The following is a 17,382-nucleotide window of genomic DNA, read 5'->3' on the forward strand; positions in this document are numbered from 1 at the left end:
ACGACAGGAGACGTGTGTCATGAACACAGATGAACTGCAGGTCCTCGATCTGGGTGTTGTGAGAAAGGCTCGGGTTATCATTCGCAATGAAACACTTATCAATTCCAGTAATGTTTTATACGAGTCTCTCCGGCAGGAGTTGAAACAGCTCAATGCATCAATTGATGAAGTTGACCTGGTTGTCAATAACGCCCTGGCTGCCGTCCCGGTATTACTGGATGTCGATGAACTGCGAGAATACGTCAATGGGTTGGAGGACATGGGGGCTGATTCGGATCGCCAGCCAGCACGGGATAGCTACTTGCAAGAAATAGGTAAGCTGCTTGATAATTTTTCGGTCAGATTTACTAAAGTTCGTGAAGGTGTAAATGCGGCAATTTTTGTTGCCGAAACGGCTGTTATTAGTGGCAACGATTACATGTTGAGTGCTTTGCAAGCGGAACGGAGCGTGCTATTAAGTCAAGTCTCGCCTGAGGAGAAGCCTCTCATTAGAATGAAGGAGCAGATGGCCGTTATCGACCAGGCTATCAAAGTATATACGGATAACTCAGATTTGGATAAGGCACTTGTTCTGGTAGATAATGCGACCAGCGTGCTTGATAAGGCTGAGGTGCCTGGTGGTATGAAGGCGGCGGCAATAAAGGCAGGTGCTGAAACCGCTAAGCTGGTTTTAAAAACTCTTAATGAGGCGATTAAGTTTGAGCACTTGATTGCAGCGCGAAAGTCGCTTCAGGAAAGCATTGATCGAAGAGCACATCGAATGACAAGTCTCGAGCAACAGCTTGATGCTAATCAAAAAAAATCACAGCAGTTTATTGATTCGCAAAATATTGTGGAGCCTCGGAGGGCTTATGTATATCAAGTTAAGAAGGTTGCGGATGCGTTTTCGAATTTTCACAGTGCGGTTTTTTTAAAACCTAAAGACGTGCAAGCGACTGCGAAACTACTATTGGCTGATGCTGATAGCTTAAAAAACTATTGTCAAAATCTTCAGCCCTATTGGCTTCGCGACGTTTAGCGTGATCAGGCTTGTTGACGAGTATCAATGCAGTAATTGATTGCGTTGCTTGGTCGGGCTACACCATTTCAAGCTTATTATTTCTGTATGAAATAAGGGTAAGACACAAAAAAATCCCCCTCAACAGACTGATGCGCAATCTGGTGAGGGGGACGGTGCAACTCGATAGAGCGTTGTTGTTGCAGCTTGTCAGCGATGTCCGGGACGACTGTGTCGCCCTACAAGGTTCAAGCCACAAACTGCTCCGCGTAGTGGCAAGCCACCTGACGGTTATCCAACGCACGCAACTGCGGCTCTTCGCTGCTGCACCGCGCGGTCGCGTAGGGGCAGCGCTTGTGGAAAGCGCAGCCAGGCGGCGGGTTCAGCGGGTTGGGCAGCTCGCCGACGATCTTGATCTTCGGCTTGTTCGGGTCCGGGTGAATGGTCGGGGTGGCCGACAGCAGCGCCTGGGTGTAGGGGTGCAGCGGGCGGGCGTAGATGTCGTCCTTGGGGCCGACTTCCACCGGGCGACCGAGGTACATCACCATCACGTCATCGGCGACGTGTTGCACCACCGCCAGGTTGTGGGAAATGAACACGTAGGCCGTGTTGAATTCCTGCTGCAGGTCCATGAACAGGTTGAGCACCTGAGCCTGGATCGACACGTCGAGTGCGGAGGTCGGTTCGTCCGCCACCAGCACTTTGGGTTGCAGCATCATCGCGCGGGCCAGTGCAATACGCTGGCGCTGGCCACCGGAAAACATGTGCGGGTAGCGCTGATAATGCTCAGGGCGCAGGCCCACTTGCTTCATCATTGCCTGCACTTTCTCGCGGCGTTCGGCGGCGGACAGGTTGGTGTTGATCAGCAGCGGCTCGCCGAGTTGATCACCGACCTTCTGGCGCGGGTTCAGCGAGGCGTACGGGCTCTGGAACACCATCTGCACGTCTTTGCGCAATTGCTTGCGCTGGGCCTTGTCGGCGCCGGCGACTTCCTGACCGGCGATTTTCAAGGAGCCCGAAGACGGTTCTTCAATCAGCGTCAGCGCGCGGGCCAGGGTGGATTTGCCGCAACCCGATTCGCCAACCACGGCGAGGGTTTTGCCGGCTTCCAGTTCAAACGACACACCATTAAGCGCGCGTACCAGCGCGTGGCCCTTGAACAGGCCACGGGACACTTCGTAGTGACGGGTGAGGTCGCGGGCGGTAAGAACGACGGCCATTACGCCACCTCCTGGTTCAAGGGGTAGAAGCAGCGCGCGAGGCTGTTGGTTTTCGGGTCAAGGCCGGGGCGCTGGGCACGGCAGGATTCCTGCACATACGGGCAGCGTGGCGACAGCAGGCAACCCTGCGGGCGGTCGTAGCGACCGGGCACGATACCCGGCAGCGTGGCCAGACGCGTGGCGCCCAGGCTGTGCTCGGGGATCGCCTTGAGCAGCGCTTCGCTGTACGGGTGCGCCGGGATGTCGAACAACTGCGGCACCTGGCCGACTTCCACGGCTTGGCCGGCGTACATCACGCACACGCGCTGGGCGGTTTCGGCTACCACGGCCAGGTCGTGGGTGATCAGCACCAGGCCCATGTTCTGCTCTTTCTGCAGGGCCAGCAGCAGTTCCATGATCTGCGCCTGGATGGTCACGTCCAAGGCCGTGGTCGGTTCGTCGGCGATCAGCAGTTTCGGTTCGCCGGCAATCGCCATGGCGATTGCAACACGCTGGCTCATACCACCGGACAGTTGGTGCGGGTAGGCGTCCATACGGCTGGCAGCGCCTGGGATTTCAACCTTTTCGAGCAGTTTGATCGCACGTTTACGCGCTTGCTTGCCGGACATTTTCAGGTGCAGGCGCAGCACTTCTTCAATCTGGAAGCCCACGGTGTAGCTGGGGTTCAACGCGGTCATCGGGTCCTGGAACACCATCGCCAGGTCTTTGCCGACGATTTGGCGGCGTTGACGGTTGCTCAGCTTGAGCATGTCCTTGCCGTCGAAGTTCAGCGCGTCGGCGGTAACAATGCCGGGGTGCTCGATCAGGCCCATCAGCGCCATCATGGTCACGGATTTACCCGAGCCCGACTCGCCAACAATGGCCAATACTTCGCCTTTGTCGACGGAAATGTCGAGTCCATCGACCACCGGCACGGCGGTCTTGTCGCCGAAGCGGACGTTGAGATTCTTGATTTCTAACAGTGACATGGGAATCTCCTCAGGCGGCGTTCTTGAGTTTCGGGTCCAGCGCGTCGCGCAGGCCGTCACCCATCAAGTTGATTGCCAGCACGCTGAGCAAAATGGTCAAACCAGGCAAGCTCACCACCCACCAGGCGCGTTCGATGTAGTCACGGGCCGAAGCCAGCATGGTGCCCCACTCAGGGGTTGGCGGTTGTACGCCAAGGCCCAGGAAGCCCAGAGCCGCGGCATCGAGAATCGCCGACGAGAAGCTCAAGGTGGCCTGTACGATCAGCGGCGCCATGCAGTTAGGCAGCACGGTGATGAACATCAGGCGCGGCAGGCCGGCGCCGGCAAGGCGGGCGGCGGTCACGTAGTCGCGGTTCAGTTCGCCCATCACCGCCGCGCGGGTCAAACGCACGTAGGACGGCAAGGACACGATGGCGATGGCGATTACGGTGTTGATCAGGCCAGGGCCGAGGATCGCGACAATGGCGACAGCCAGCAGCAGCGACGGCAGGGCCAGCATGATGTCCATCAAACGCATGATGGTTGGGCCAAGCACGCGCGGGAAGAACCCGGCGAACAAGCCGAGCAGGATGCCCGGAATCAGCGACATCACCACCGACGACAAACCGATCAGCAAGGACAGGCGTGAGCCCTGGATCAGGCGCGAGAGCAGGTCACGGCCGAGTTCGTCGGTGCCGAGCAGGAATTGCATCTGCCCACCTTCCAGCCAGGCTGGCGGGGTCAGCAGGAAGTCACGGTATTGCTCGCTGGGGTTATGCGGTGCAACCCACGGGGCGAAGATCGCGCAGAACACGATCAGCAACATGAACAGCAGGCCGGCAACCGCGCCTTTGTTCTTGGAGAAGGCTTGCCAGAATTCTTTGTACGGGGACGGATACAGCAGGCTTTGATCGACTGCTACCGCTTGAGTAGGTGTGCTCATGGTCATGATCTCAGCGCTGGTGACGGATGCGTGGGTTGGCGAAGCCGTAGAGGATATCCACCACGAAGTTCACCAGGATCACCAGGCAGGCGATCAGCAGGATGCCGTTTTGCACCACCGGGTAGTCCCGCGCGCCAATGGCTTCGATCAGCCATTTGCCGATGCCGGGCCACGAGAAGATGGTTTCGGTCAGAACCGCACCGGCCAGCAGGGTGCCGACTTGCAGGCCGACCACGGTGAGTACCGGGATCAGCGCGTTACGCAGGCCGTGTACGAAGACCACGCGCGCCGGCGACAGGCCTTTGGCCTTGGCGGTACGGATGTAGTCTTCGCGCAGTACTTCGAGCATCGACGAACGGGTCATCCGCGCAATCACCGCCAGCGGGATGGTGCCGAGCACGATGGCCGGCAGGATCAGGTGGTGCAGGGCGTCGAAGAAGGCGTCTGGCTCGTCAGCCAGCAGGGTGTCGATCAGCATGAAGCCGGTGCGCGGCTCGATGTCGTAGAGCAGGTCGATACGCCCGGAAACCGGGGTCCAGCCCAGGCTTACGGAGAAGAACATGATCAGGATCAGGCCCCACCAGAAGATCGGCATCGAATATCCCGCGAGGGAGATGCCCATCACCCCATGGTCGAACAGGGATCCTCGTTTCAAGGCCGCGATCACCCCGGCCAACAGGCCCAGGATACCGGCGAACAGCAGGGCGGCCATGGACAGTTCCAGGGTCGCGGGGAAGAGGGCGGTGAATTCGGTCCACACGTTGGTGCGCGTGCGCAGGGATTCGCCGAGGTCGCCGTGGGCGAGCTTGCCTACATAGTCAAAGTATTGCGCGTACAGCGGCTTGTTAAGGCCGAGGCGTTCCATTGCCTGTGCGTGCATCTCGGGGTCGACTCGTCGTTCGCCCATCATGACTTCGACGGGGTCGCCGGGGATCATGCGAATCAACGCAAACGTCAGCAACGTGATGCCGAAAAACGTGGGGATCAATAACCCCAATCGGCGGGCAATAAAACTAAACATCTTGTTGTGTACCTCAATCAGCCGGTTAGGCAGGTTCGGCACCGTCAATGGCGACGGTGCCGAGCGTCTTCTCTTATTACTTCACCTGGGTGGTGGCGAAGTTATTGGTGGTCAGAGGGCTTTGGGTAAAACCCTCGACGTTTTTGCGCATGGCGGTGAACAATTTCGGGTAAGCCATGGGAATCCATGGTTGGTCTTTGTCGAAAACGTCCATGGCTTGTTCATAGAGTGCAGCGCGCTGGGCGGGTTCAGCGAGCGCGCGCGCCTTGTCGATCAAGTCTTGAAACTCTTTGTTACACCAGCGGGCGTAGTTTTCGCCGTTTTTGGCTGCATCGCAACTCAGGTTTGGCGTGAGGAAGTTATCCGGGTCGCCGTTATCGCCTGCCCAGCCGGCGGAAACCATGTCGTGCTCGCCGTTTTTAGCACGCTTGAGCATCTCGCCCCATTCCATAACTTTGATATTGACCTTCAGGCCAATCTGCGCCAGATCCGCCTGCATGCGCTGGGCGCCGAGCATCGGGTTCGGGTTGGTCGGGCCGCCGCCGTTACGGGTGAACAGGGTGAACTCGGTGCCTTCCGGTACACCGGCTTCCTTGAGCAGGGCGCGGGCTTTATCCAGGTCACGCGCCGGGTTTTTCAGTTTGTCGCTGAAGCCCAGCAGCGTTGGCGGATACGGGCCGGTGGCATCGATGGCGTTGCCTTTGCCGTACAGGGACTCGTTGTAGCCTTTTTTGTCGAACGCGATGTTGATCGCGTGACGCACGCGTGCATCGCTCATGTACTTGTGCGTGGTGTTCAGCGCGGTGTAAGCGGTGGTCATCGCCGCCAGTTCCGTGACTTTCAGGTTCGGGTCGGCCTTCATGCTCGGCACGTCATCCGGTTTCGGATACAGCGCGATCTGGCACTCGTTGGCCTTGAGCTTTTGCAGGCGCACGTTGTTGTCAGTGGTAATCGCCAGGATCAGCGGGTCAGCTGGCGGCTTGCCACGGAAGTACTCCGGGTTGGCCTTGAAGCGCACTTGGGCGTCTTTGGCGTAGCGGGTGAAGATGAACGGCCCGGTACCGATTGGCTTGGCGTTCAGGTCATCGGTCTTGCCGGACTTGAGCAACTGGTCGGCGTATTCGGCGGAGTGGATCGAGGAAAACGCCATGGCCAGGTCGGCCAGGAATGGGGCTTCAGGACGGGTCAGCGTGAAGACAACGGTGTGGTCGTCGGTCTTCGTGACGCTTTTGAGCAGTTCCTTGAAACCCATGCTTTCAAAGTACGGGTAGCCCACGTTGGACTTTTTGTGCCAAGGGTGATTCGGGTCCAGCTGGCGCTGGAAGCTCCAAAGCACGTCGTCGGCATTCATGTTGCGCGTGGGTTTGAAGTAGTCGGTGGTGTGGAACTTGATGTCGTCACGCAGGTGGAACGTGTAGGTCAACCCATCGGCGCTGATTTGTGGCAGGTCTTTGGCCAGTGCAGGCACGACTTCGGTGGTGCCGGGCTTGAAGTCCACCAGGCGGTTGAACAGGGTCTCGGCGGCGGCGTCAGCGGTGACGGCCGTGGTGTACAGGACCGGGTCGAAACCCTCCGGGCTGGCTTCGGTGCAGACCACCAGCGGTTTGGCCGAAACGCCGATCGCGACGCTCAACAGCGCAGCGGCAATGGCGGCTTGTAGCGGGAGCATTTTCATTCAGAGCCCTCTGCAATCGATTGAACCAGACAAGCGTAGAAGGCAGGCTCGTGATGAGCCCGCCGTCTACCTGGCGCTAATTAAAGAATGTTGAACGGGATGGTGGTCACCAGGCGGAACTCACGGATGTTGCCGTCAGCCTGTTGGGCGCTCGCACGGTGAGTGACGTAGGTGCCACGGATGGTGGTGGCTTTCAGAGGGCCGCTCTGGATAGCGTAGGAAGTACCCACGCCGTATTCCTGGTGCTTCTCGCCGTCTTGCGACTGAATGCCGTTATAAGCGAAGCCTTTCACGCCGCCGTCGCCGGTGTAGTGAGTACCGTCGATGCCCCAACCGCGAGCCGAGTAGATGTTGAACTTCAGGCCAGGCACGCCGTATTCGGCCATGTTGAGGCCGTAGGCGACCTGGAAAGACTTCTCGTTCGGACCGTTGAAGTCAGAGGTCAAGGAGTTGGCCAGGTAGATGCCGTTGGTTTCGTGCAGGTAGTCGAAGTACTCGTCACCGTTAACGGCCTGGTAGGAGAAGGTCAGGCTGTGAGCTTGGTGAGTCAGGCCCAGCGACAGCGAGTAGGTGTCGTTGTCGATCTTGCCCATCAACTTTTTGCCTTCGTCGACGGTTTTGTAGTAGTTCAGGCCGGTGGTCAGGGACAGGGTCTGGCTGTCACCCAGCTCGTGGGTAGCACCGACGTAGTACTGGTTCCAGAAGTCTTCGACGTTAGCGGCGAACACGCTGGTCTTCAGGCTTTTGAACGGCTGGTAGTTAAAACCTACAGTGCTTACCTTGTCGGTTTCCTGCTTGCCATTGCCGTATTCGGAACGGAATTTCGACAGGCTCTGCTCGGTACGTGGCGATACGCGATCAAAGATACCGCCCTGGAAGGACAGGTTGCTGAATTCCTGGCTGTCGAACGACACACCTTCAAAGCTCGAAGGCAGCGCACGGTTACCGATGGTGTCGACGATGCCGCTGCTGAAGTTCTGGCGACCGGCAGTCAAGGTGGTGTTCGAAACACGGAACTTGACGTTGGCCAGGCCCAGTTTGCTCCACTGGCCTACGGCATCGCCGTCGGAGTCAGCCAGGGTGCGGTTGGAACCGCCCTTGATGTCACGCTTGCTGCGATCCAGTGCCACAACGTTGTAAGCCGCCACTTCGGTCGACACGCCCACGGTGCCTTGGGTGAAGCCCGAGGAGTAGTTGAGGATGGTACCTTGCAGCCAGTTCGTGCGGTTCGCGTCGGTTTCTGTCACGCCGTGCTTCTGATACGAGAAGCGCTGACCACGGAATTTACGCTCGCTGGAGAACCAGTTACGGGTAGTACCGCCCAGGCTTTGGCCGTCGATAAAGCCTTTGGCCTCGCTTTGGGCGCTGGTGCCGGCCAAGGTGGTTGGAACGAAGTCCTGGCTTTGGGTTTCAGCGAAGGCGGTTGCCGTGATGCTGCTGATGGCCAAGGCCAGAAGCGCTTTGCTGCTCAGTTTCATGGGTGGAGCTCCTTTGGTTCTCTTTTTAATGCCGGTCTTTTTAGGTGAACCGGCTATTGGGTGTGTAACTCGTTCAAGCCTTTGCAAACGTTTGCCGTAGGAAATTTCCCAACAAAAGGCTGCACGTTTGCCAGGAAGCCAGTTTGGCTCCCTGCGATCCGGTTATATTTTTATGGGGTGATACTGACGCCCGAGAACACGTTGCGGCCGAAGGGGCTCACTTTGAAACCTTCGACTTTGGCGCTTAACGGCTGGTTGACCGTCGAGTGGGCGACTGGCGTGATCGGCACCTGTGCTTTAAGCAGTTGCTGCGCCTGTTTGTACAGAACAGTCCTTTGTTCGCGGTCGGTGACGACCTTGGCTTGCTTGATCAGCTTGTCGTACGCCGGGTCACACCACATGGAGTAGTTGTTCCCGCCGATGGCGTCGCAGCTATAAAGAGTGCCCAGCCAGTTGTCCGGGTCACCGTTGTCGCCGGTCCAGCCGATCAGGCTGATGTCGTGCTCACCGTTCTTGGTGCGCTTGATGTATTCGCCCCACTCGTAGCTGACGATCTTGACCTTGAGGCCGATCTTGGCCCAGTCACTTTGCAGCATCTCGGCCATCAGCTTGGCGTTGGGGTTATACGGACGTTGCACCGGCATCGCCCACAGGGTGATCTCGGTGCCTTCCTTTACGCCGGCCGCCTTGAGCAACTCTTTGGCTTTTTCCGGGTTGTAGGCGGCGTCCTTGATGGTGTCGTCGTAGGACCACTGGGTCGGCGGCATGGCGTTGACTGCCAGCTGGCCGGCGCCCTGGTACACGGCATTGAGGATGCTTTGCTTGTTCACCGCCATGTCCAGCGCCTGGCGCACTTCGAGCTGATCGAAGGGCTTGTGGCGCACGTTGTAGGCGATGTAGCCGAGGTTGAAGCCTGGCTTGGTCAGCAGTTGCAGGTTGGGGTCGGCCTTGAGGGCGTCGACGTCGGCCGGGCGTGGGTGCAGGGTTACCTGGCACTCGCCGGCCTTGAGTTTTTGCACCCGCACCGAGGCGTCGGTGTTGATGGCGAAGATCAGTTGGTCCAGCTTTACCCGGCTCGGGTCCCAGTACTGTTTGTTGCCCACATAACGGATCTGCGAGTCTTTCTGGTAGCGCTGGAACACAAACGGGCCAGTGCCGATCGGCTTCTGGTTGATGTCGCTGGGTTTGCCTTCTTTAAGCAATTGCTCGGCGTATTCGGCCGACAGAATCGAGGCAAAGCTCATGGCGATGTTTTGCACGAACGCGGCGTCGACCGTGTTCAAGGTGATCACCACGGTGTGCGGGTCGGTTTTTTCGACCTTGGCAATGTTCTTGTTCAGGCTCATCCCGTTGAAGTACGGAAACTCGGTGGGGTAGGCCTTGCGAAACGGATGGTCAGGGTCAAGCATGCGGTTGAAGGTGAACAGCACGTCGTCGGCGTTGAAGTCGCGCGTCGGTTTGAACTCCTTGTTGCTGTGGAATTTCACCCCTTCACGCAGGTGAAAGGTGTAGGTCAGGCCGTCTTCGGAAATATCCCACTTGGTTGCCAGCCCAGGCACCACATTGGTCGCGCCCTTTTCGAACTCAACCAGTCGGTTGTACAGCGGCTCGGCCGCATCGTTGTCGGTGGCGGTGGTGTATTGCGCGGTGTCAAACCCTGCCGGGCTGCCTTCAGAGCAGAACACCAGGCTCTTCTTTTCGGCGGCTTGGCCCATCGTGGCCACAGCCAGCAGGCTGGTGCCAAAAATTGCGGATAGAACGGTGGTATGGCGCATGACGATCCCGATCCTTGTTTGTAATTGTCATCAGCGAGCAATCACCCAGGCTTTTGCCTGGGAGACATCACTGATCCCACACGCAGCAAGTGCCTTTCCGAGATTGGAGCCTCTGCTGTCCTACGACGTTATGGGTCGCGGACCTCGCAGTAAATGCGCCAAAACGGATTGACCTTGTAGGTAACGGAGCTGTACGTCGCGGCTCATTGCTGTAAGACGCAATGAGTACGGTCGTGGTCTGTTTCCTACGGTCTGGGCGGATGCAATAACGGCGACGTTGTGAAACGTCGCCGTTATTAATCCTTACTTGCCGCTTACGCTCACGCCGTAGAAGGAGTTCAAGCCAAACGGGCTGATCTTGAAGTCCTGCACGGTGTTGCGCATGGGTTGATACACCGTCGAGTGCGCGATAGGTGTCATCGGGACTGCATCTTTGAGGATATGTTGCGCCTGCTTGTACAGCTCGGTGCGTTTGGCGACATCCGATGTGGCCTTGGCTTCTTTCACGATGCCATCGAATTTTTTGTCGCACCATTTGGAGAAGTTGTTACCGGCCAGCGAGTCGCAGCCGAACAGCACGTTCAGCCAGTTGTCCGGGTCACCATTGTCGCCGCTCCAGCCAATGATCATGGCCTGGTTCTCGCCGCCTTTGGAGCGCTTGATGTACTCGCCCCACTCGTAGCTGACGATGTTGACCTTCAGGCCGATCTGTTTCCAGTCGTTCTGCAGCATCTCAGCCATCAGCTTGGCGTTCGGGTTGTACGGACGTTGAACCGGCATCGCCCACAGGGTGATTTCGGTGCCTTCCTTGACGCCTGCTTCCTTGAGCAAAGCCTTGGCTTTGGTCACGTCGTGCGGGGCATCCTTGATGGTGGTGTCGTATGACCATTGGGTCGGCGGCATGGCGTTGACGGCCAGTTGACCGGCGCCTTGGTACACGGAGTCGATGATCTGCTGCTTGTTCACCGACATGTCCAGGGCTTCACGCACCCGCAGGTCCGACAGCGGGTTAGGCGCGGTCTGGCCTTTGAGTACCGGCATGACGTTGTAGGCGATGTAGCCCAGGTTGAAACCGGCCTGGTGCGGCAGTTTCAGGTCCTTGTCTTCACCCAGCGCCTTGAGGTCGGCCGGACGTGGGAACAGGGTGACCTGGCATTCGTTTTTCTTCAGCTTCTGGATACGCACCGACGGGTCGGTGGTGATGGCGAAGATCAGGTTGTCGATCTTCACGTCCTCAGGCTTCCAGTAATCCTTGTTGCCGGTGTAACGGATGTTGGAGTCTTTCTGGTAGCTCTTGAACACGAACGGGCCAGTGCCGATTGGCTTCTGGTTGATGTCCTGTGCCTTGCCTTCTTTCAACAGTTGGGCGGCGTATTCAGCCGACTGGATCGAGGCGAAGCTCATCGCCAGGTTCTGGATGAACGCTGCGTCCACGGTGCCAAGGGTGAACTTGACGGTGTGGTCATCGACTTTCTCGATGTTCTTGATGTTGGTGTCCATCCCCATGTCCGTGAAGTACGGGAACTCGGTGGGGTAGGCTTTGCGGAACGGATCGTCCTTGTTGATCATGCGGTTGAACGTGAACAGCACGTCATCGGCATTGAAGGTACGGGTTGGCTTGAAGTACGAGGTGGTGTGGAACTTGACGCCGTCACGCAAGTGGAAGGTGTACGTCAGGCCATCCGGGGACACGTCCCAGCTGGTGGCCAGCCCAGGAATCACAGCGGTGCCGCCGCGTTCGAACTGGGTCAGACGGTTGAACATGGTTTCGGCCGAAGCATCGAAGTCTGTTCCGGTGGTGTACTGGCCTGGGTCAAAACCGGCCGGGCTCCCTTCGGAGCAGAACACCAGGTTAGTCGCCGCTTGGGCGAAAGGGGCTGCGGCCATAAGGCCAGCACTAACTAAAAGCGGAATGACTGCGTGTTTAAGCATGTTGGCCTCATGATTTGTTGTCATTTTTGGTGGTGAGGGCGACCTCGTGAGTCGGCCTGCGGATACTTATGCAGGGGCCATACCCATTGCAAGATGCTGAACGGTTACGAAGGGAAAACTGTGGTACGAACGTACAGGAATGTCGCATTTATGAAAGTTTGTACATAAATGCATATATATAGAGGTTTTTTTCGGTGCATGGCGCGCACCAAAAATGCCCAACCGAGCGGTCTGGCGCACTCGGTTGGGGCGTAGCTGTTACTTATCTAGACTGACACCATAAAACGGCGTCAGACCAAAAGGACTGATCTTGAAGTCCTTGACTTCCTTTCGCAGGGGCTGGAAAACCGTCGAGTTTGCAATAGGCGTTATAGGTACTTGTTCCTTAAGTATTTTCTGCGCCTGTTGATACCACTTGATGCGCTGCTCACGGTCGCTGCTGACCTTCGCCTGCTGCACGAGTTTGTCGTAGGCCGGGTTACACCATTTGGCGTAGTTGCTGCCTTTGACCGCGGCACAACTGTAGAGCACACCGAGCCAGTTATCCGGGTCGCCATTGTCGCCGGTCCAGCCATAAATCATCGCGTCATGCTCGCCATTTTTGGCGCGCTTGATGTACTCGCCCCACTCATAGCTGACGATGTTGGCTTTGATACCGATTTTTTCCCAATCCTGTTGAATCATTTGCGCCGACATCCGCGCGTTGGGATTGGAAGCGCGCTGCACGGTCATCGCCCACAAGTTGATGGTGGTACCTGGTGCAACCCCTGCTTCTTTTAGTAGCGCCCGAGCCTTGGCCGGGTCGTACGGCGCGTCCTTGATCGTGGGGTCATAAGACCACTGCGCCGGAGGCAGGGCGTTCTGCGCCAATTGCCCGGCGCTTTGGTACACGGCTTTGATAATTGCCGGTTTATCGATAGCCATGTCCAGTGCCTGACGCACCTTGAGTTGATCCAGCGGCGGGTGGGTCACGTTGTAGGCGAGAAAGCCCAGGTTGAACCCCGCTTGTTGCAACACTCGCAGCTTCGGGTCCTGTTTCATCACCTCGATATCGGCCGGGCGCGGGTAACCGCTGACCTGGCATTCGCCGGCCTTGAGTTTCTGCAAGCGCGAGGCGGCGTCCGGGGTGATGGCGAACACCAGGTTGTCGAGCTTCACATCCTCCGGTTTCCAATACTGCTTATTGGCCGCGTAGCGAATCTGCGAGTCTTTCTGGTAGCGCTTGAACACAAACGGCCCGGTGCCCACGGGTTTCTGGTTGATCTCTTCGGCCTTGCCTTCTTTTAAAAGCTGGGCGGCGTATTCGGCCGATTGCACCGAGGCAAAACTCATCGCCAGGTTCTGCACGAACGAGGCATCGACGTTGTTCAGGTTGAAACGCACGGTGTGCTCGTCGAGTTTTTCGACGTTTTTGATCGTGGTGTTCAAGCCCATGTCGGTGAAGTACGGCGACTCGGACGGGTAAGCCTTGCGAAACGGACTGTCGGCATCCAGCAGGCGGTTGAAGGTGAACAGCACGTCATCCGCGTTGAAGTCGCGGGTAGGGGTGAAGTAGTCGGTGGTGTGAAACTTGACGCCATCGCGCAGATGGAAGGTGTAGGTCAGGCCGTCATTGGATACATCCCAGCGCGTCGCCAGGCCGGGTTCGACTTCAGTGCCGCCACGCTTGAACTGGGTCAGGCGGTTGAACACGGTTTCGGCGGAGGCATCGAAGTCGGTGCCGCTGGTGTACTGGCTGGGGTCGAAACCGGCGGGGCTGGCTTCGGAGCAGTAGACTAAGGTGCTGGCGGCGTGGGCAGCCGGCATTAAGGCCAGGAGGCTGGCGGCGAGCAGCATTGGTTTAAACGCGATTCTTTCCATGGAGTCTCCTGAAGTAGCAGGCATAAAAGGTGCCCAAACGAAAACGGCGGTCACCGAGGTTACCGCCGTTCAAGAGGGGCAGATAGAGGGGCAGTAGTGATCAGTCCAGGTTAGGCGTGATCTCTATACGGGTAGGCGCTGATGGGTTTATGACATAAGCGTTGCCGTCAATTTCATTGCTGGCTGTAATAGTTATGGACCTTGACGCTTTGGTATGTATGTCAGTCAGTGTTTCAAGTTCGCCATTACTTTCGTCTAATCGGGTAAGTATAAAGTCAGATTTCCCTGTGACGGTCGTTGTCTCTTTTGCCGGGTCATAATCGATAATGTAGTGAGGGTCTCGACCGCTACCAAATATAGTGCCCTTAAATCGAGATGTCTGAAATTCATCGGGAGCAGCGCCGAGCAACCATTGATTGGCTACTTCAGAAATTCGGGCTCTTAACGCGGGATTTGGTATAGCCGTCTCAAATTTTTCAATATTTTGTTGTATGACGCTATTGAGTTCGGCGGTTGACAACTTGGCGCCTTTTTGCTGCTCAAGCAGTTTCACCTGTTTGGGGATGTCGATTTCCAGCGTGATGCCTTCCGGCGTGTTAATTGTGAACCTGCTGCGGTTTATATCTTTAGTAAATTGCTCACTGTATTCACTCGTACCGAACGTTGATTTTTCAGCCGTCGGGTGTGCTGTGGCGTTTTTTGGGTTCTCGTCAACTGTCCAGGAAATTTGCGGTGTGCTCTCACCTTTATCGTTAATGGCGACACCGTAGGTATATGAGTGCTCCTCACTGTTGAGGTATTTATCCAACGTCGTGGAGCCCTTCATTTTTGTCCCGTCTATTTCTAGAAACTGATCCGACATTAACGGGATTTTGGGTTCGATACTCGGGGTTGGCGATTCGGGGCGTTGCCATGGCCAAAGTCGAACGCCGCCATCTCCCGGTGCGCGCGCCCATTCGCCCTCGCGACCGGGTGTGACGACCACCAGCCCTGCACCCTCGCGGTTAATGATTTTGGCAAAGGTATCGCCAGTCCGGTAGCGGCCGGATATCTCAAAGACCCTGCTTGTCCCGGTTTCATCGGTAAGGCGCACGAATTGGCGGAACGCCCCCGTGGCGTCGGTCATTCGATACACCCCCAGTGCGTCACGGGTGGCATTTTTTATCAATGTCTCACCGTTGGGCACGGCATGTTGCGCCAAGGGGATGAGTGACTGGGATTTAGGCTGGGGCAGTGGTACAGGTTCGTTGAGTACGGAAGGTTTACCGGAGGAAGGGTCAGGTTTTGCTTTCTCTATTTCAGTGGGTTTGGGCGGCGCAGGCAACTCCGTGGCGGGTAATCCTGTTTCTGGAGGGCGTGCAAAAGGGTCTTCAGGGATCGCACTGGCCCCGACCGAGAATAGCGTATTCAGCAAGCCGTCAAAAGCCTTGGAAGCACCGTCATTGCGTTCCGCTTCGGTGTCGCCGGAGGCTGATTTTTCCACACCTAGCGCCACCTCGGTCACTCCAGCAATTATCGCAGCGGCGGCAACCGGCGCAGCGATTGGTGCAAGCTTGGCCAGCAACCCGGCGGCGGTGGTGACGTCGTTCAGCCAGGTATCCCGATTCACCTCGGAGTTGGACTTGATAACAACGTCGGCATCACTGTTCATCCGCTCTTTACTGGCCGCTGTTATTTCTTGAAACACGTCCCCTTCAATTTTCGAGTGTTTGTCATTGACCACCGGGTCTTTCAATTTACCGGCGGCCATTTTGTCGAAAAGGGTGTTCAGGCCTTCCTTCTTTTCCCCAACGTGGGTGAACCACAACACCGGGATAATTACTTTTTCCAGGCGTGAAAGAAAGTTGGCGGTTTGGTCCTGGTGATACAGCAACGGAAAACGTGCCAGTAATGCGTCCCGTTTTTTTGGATCTTTGGTTTGGTCAATAACCCATTGATCGAGTTTCTCAAGAGAGTCAAACCTGAGAAAGGCGGGCACGGCTCCAGGAATGTAAAGAGCTTGCCAGCCACCGTCGCTAGCACTGAAACGCATGATGTCGCTGGAGGTATAGCCATGGATGTTGAGGGCGTTCACTTGAACGTTGCCTTTCATCTGCGCCCGGGTTTTGAGTTGTTCGACGGTGAGCGGCGCATTTTCGTCGAGCGGGAGGTTGGACACTGCCCCCATAACCCGTTTGTAGTCTTCGCGGGTGAAGCGCTCCTCGGGTGGTTGCAGCGCGCGCTCAGCCGGTGATCGTGCTTCATTCGTTTTTAATTGCTTGCGAGCCTGGTAGACGAACTCGCCTTTGATGGCGGTCTCGTAGTTACCCGCATGAGTGTTCCAGAAATTGTCGATCTTCTGGGTCATCTGGGCTTGGAAGTCAGTCTTCCAGCTGTCGTGTATGAGCTTGGACGGCTCGAGAGGGAATTCGTTATGGGCGCCGTACCCGCCCTTTGTGCTTTCACCTGCGCCGACGGTGTACAAACCGGCTTGTGCATCCAGGGTGCCCGGTATCTTATCGTGTTCGGAGAAGTTTTTTAGCAGGGCATCCGGCAGGCGTAACGAAGAGTAGGGCTCTTCACCGGGGTGCTCCCAGCCGGTAATCGGTCTCGGGTCACCGGTTGGCGGGGTGTTATAGCTATGGAAGCGGTTAAAATAAATGGTGTCAGCGTCGACGACTTTGCCGGTCAGTTTGAAAATCAGCGCTTCGGCCCACTTTTTGGCTTCTGCCCGCGTGTTGGGCAGGTTATCGGCAACCTCAACGGCCAAGTGTTTGTAAGCCAATGTTTGGGGGGCGGCACTGTAATACGTGGCAGCATTCTCTTTATGCACTTGCAAGGCATCGGCGGAACGACTGCCGACAGGCCGTAAGCGGTCATCGGGGGAGATGGGGTCGAAGGCAACTTTATGTTCCATCTGCCTGATTTGCGCTCGCCCCTCGGCGAGGGTGGCAGGCAGTGGTACGCCAGCGAAGTTTGCCACTACCTGTGCGCTGACTTGTACGTAGCCATCACGCAAGCTCACTTGCAGCACGCCACTGTCTCCCGGTGCGATGACTTTGGCTGCCGCCAACAGTGGCCCTGAAATCTGCCCCCATCCCGTGGTGTCCGTGAGACTGAAGGTTTTCTCTTCGCCTCTCACCATGGCCCGTAATGTACCTGTAGAGGGGTTGATCGAGAGCAGGCTGTCGGGGTCGATTTTCTGTTCACGCATCCAGCCTTGAACAACCGGATGCTCCAGTTGGGCTCTATACAGTGCAAGCCACTGGCCTAATGTGCTCTCAGGGGGAACGGTTACCAGTTTGGGGGGCCGGCCCAGTACGATGCTTTGTACCGCTCCCAAGTAAGACTTGAGCAACTCTGTTTCTTCGGGCCGGACCATTTCACCGGCTGGCGGTTCAGGCGCTTGTGTCTTTGATAGTTGGGGTGGGAAGGCGGAATCGGCAGGAAGGCCGGTCTCTTGTGGCACCTGCACAGAGAGTCTTGGATTAAGCGCTAAGGTCATTATTTCGGTTCTCAGGAAGTGATTGATGCCTGCGTGTCCCTCCCTGGTGG

11 protein-coding genes are annotated in these 17,382 nt (G+C 57.0%); 1 reads left to right on the plus strand and 10 read right to left on the minus strand.

The genetic code is table 11. The features are described 5' to 3' along the window. Nucleotides 1–19 precede the first annotated feature (19 nt). Nucleotides 20–1,018, plus strand: coding sequence for an alpha-xenorhabdolysin family binary toxin subunit B (locus PspR76_RS04925; protein ID WP_159954212.1), 999 nt, complete (start codon nt 20–22; stop codon nt 1,016–1,018). Between the two features lie 227 nt (nt 1,019–1,245). Here PspR76_RS04925 and PspR76_RS04930 read toward each other — a convergent pair whose 3' ends face one another. The 10 genes from PspR76_RS04930 to PspR76_RS04975 all read right to left on the minus strand — a co-directional run bounded on the left by PspR76_RS04930 (nt 1,246) and on the right by PspR76_RS04975 (nt 17,332). Then, nucleotides 1,246–2,217: a peptide ABC transporter ATP-binding protein gene (locus PspR76_RS04930; protein WP_064450678.1), complete on the minus strand. Its 972-nt coding sequence runs from the start codon at nt 2,215–2,217 to the stop codon at nt 1,246–1,248. Then, entirely contained in the window at nt 2,217–3,185 is a 969-nt protein-coding gene (locus tag PspR76_RS04935; protein WP_159954213.1) for an ABC transporter ATP-binding protein, read from the minus strand. Before PspR76_RS04935 ends, PspR76_RS04930 begins: the two co-directional genes overlap by 1 nt. 10 nt (nt 3,186–3,195) lie before the next feature. Beyond that, complete coding sequence (locus PspR76_RS04940; protein WP_159954214.1) at nt 3,196–4,107, minus strand: ABC transporter permease subunit; 912 nt, start codon at nt 4,105–4,107, stop codon at nt 3,196–3,198. A gap of 10 nt (nt 4,108–4,117) precedes the next feature. Continuing rightward, nucleotides 4,118–5,128 (minus strand): ABC transporter permease subunit, encoded by a 1,011-nt coding sequence (locus tag PspR76_RS04945; protein WP_159954215.1) that lies wholly within the window; start codon nt 5,126–5,128, stop codon nt 4,118–4,120. A 76-nt stretch (nt 5,129–5,204) separates the two neighbouring features. Further along, a complete protein-coding gene (locus tag PspR76_RS04950; RefSeq protein ID WP_159954216.1) occupies nt 5,205–6,803 on the minus strand; it encodes an ABC transporter substrate-binding protein in 1,599 nt (532 codons plus the stop codon). 80 nt (nt 6,804–6,883) lie between these two features. Beyond that, the gene (locus tag PspR76_RS04955) at nt 6,884–8,281 is read right to left on the minus strand and encodes an OprD family porin (protein ID WP_159954217.1); all 1,398 of its coding nucleotides are present in this window, start codon (nt 8,279–8,281) and stop codon (nt 6,884–6,886) included. 170 nt (nt 8,282–8,451) lie between these two features. Next, nucleotides 8,452–9,996, minus strand: coding sequence for an ABC transporter substrate-binding protein (locus tag PspR76_RS04960; RefSeq protein WP_442966818.1), 1,545 nt, complete (start codon nt 9,994–9,996; stop codon nt 8,452–8,454). Nucleotides 9,997–10,359: 363 nt separating this feature from the next. Next, nucleotides 10,360–11,988, minus strand: a complete 1,629-nt coding sequence (locus PspR76_RS04965) for an ABC transporter substrate-binding protein (protein ID WP_159954219.1) — start codon at nt 11,986–11,988, stop codon at nt 10,360–10,362. A 258-nt stretch (nt 11,989–12,246) separates the two neighbouring features. Beyond that, the gene (locus tag PspR76_RS04970) at nt 12,247–13,848 is read right to left on the minus strand and encodes an ABC transporter substrate-binding protein (RefSeq protein WP_159954220.1); all 1,602 of its coding nucleotides are present in this window, start codon (nt 13,846–13,848) and stop codon (nt 12,247–12,249) included. A gap of 100 nt (nt 13,849–13,948) precedes the next feature. Continuing rightward, entirely contained in the window at nt 13,949–17,332 is a 3,384-nt protein-coding gene (locus PspR76_RS04975; RefSeq protein ID WP_159954221.1) for a dermonecrotic toxin domain-containing protein, read from the minus strand. Nucleotides 17,333–17,382: the final 50 nt, after the last annotated feature.

The sequence above is a fragment of the Pseudomonas sp. R76 genome, from assembly GCF_009834565.1.
Classification (GTDB): domain Bacteria; phylum Pseudomonadota; class Gammaproteobacteria; order Pseudomonadales; family Pseudomonadaceae; genus Aquipseudomonas.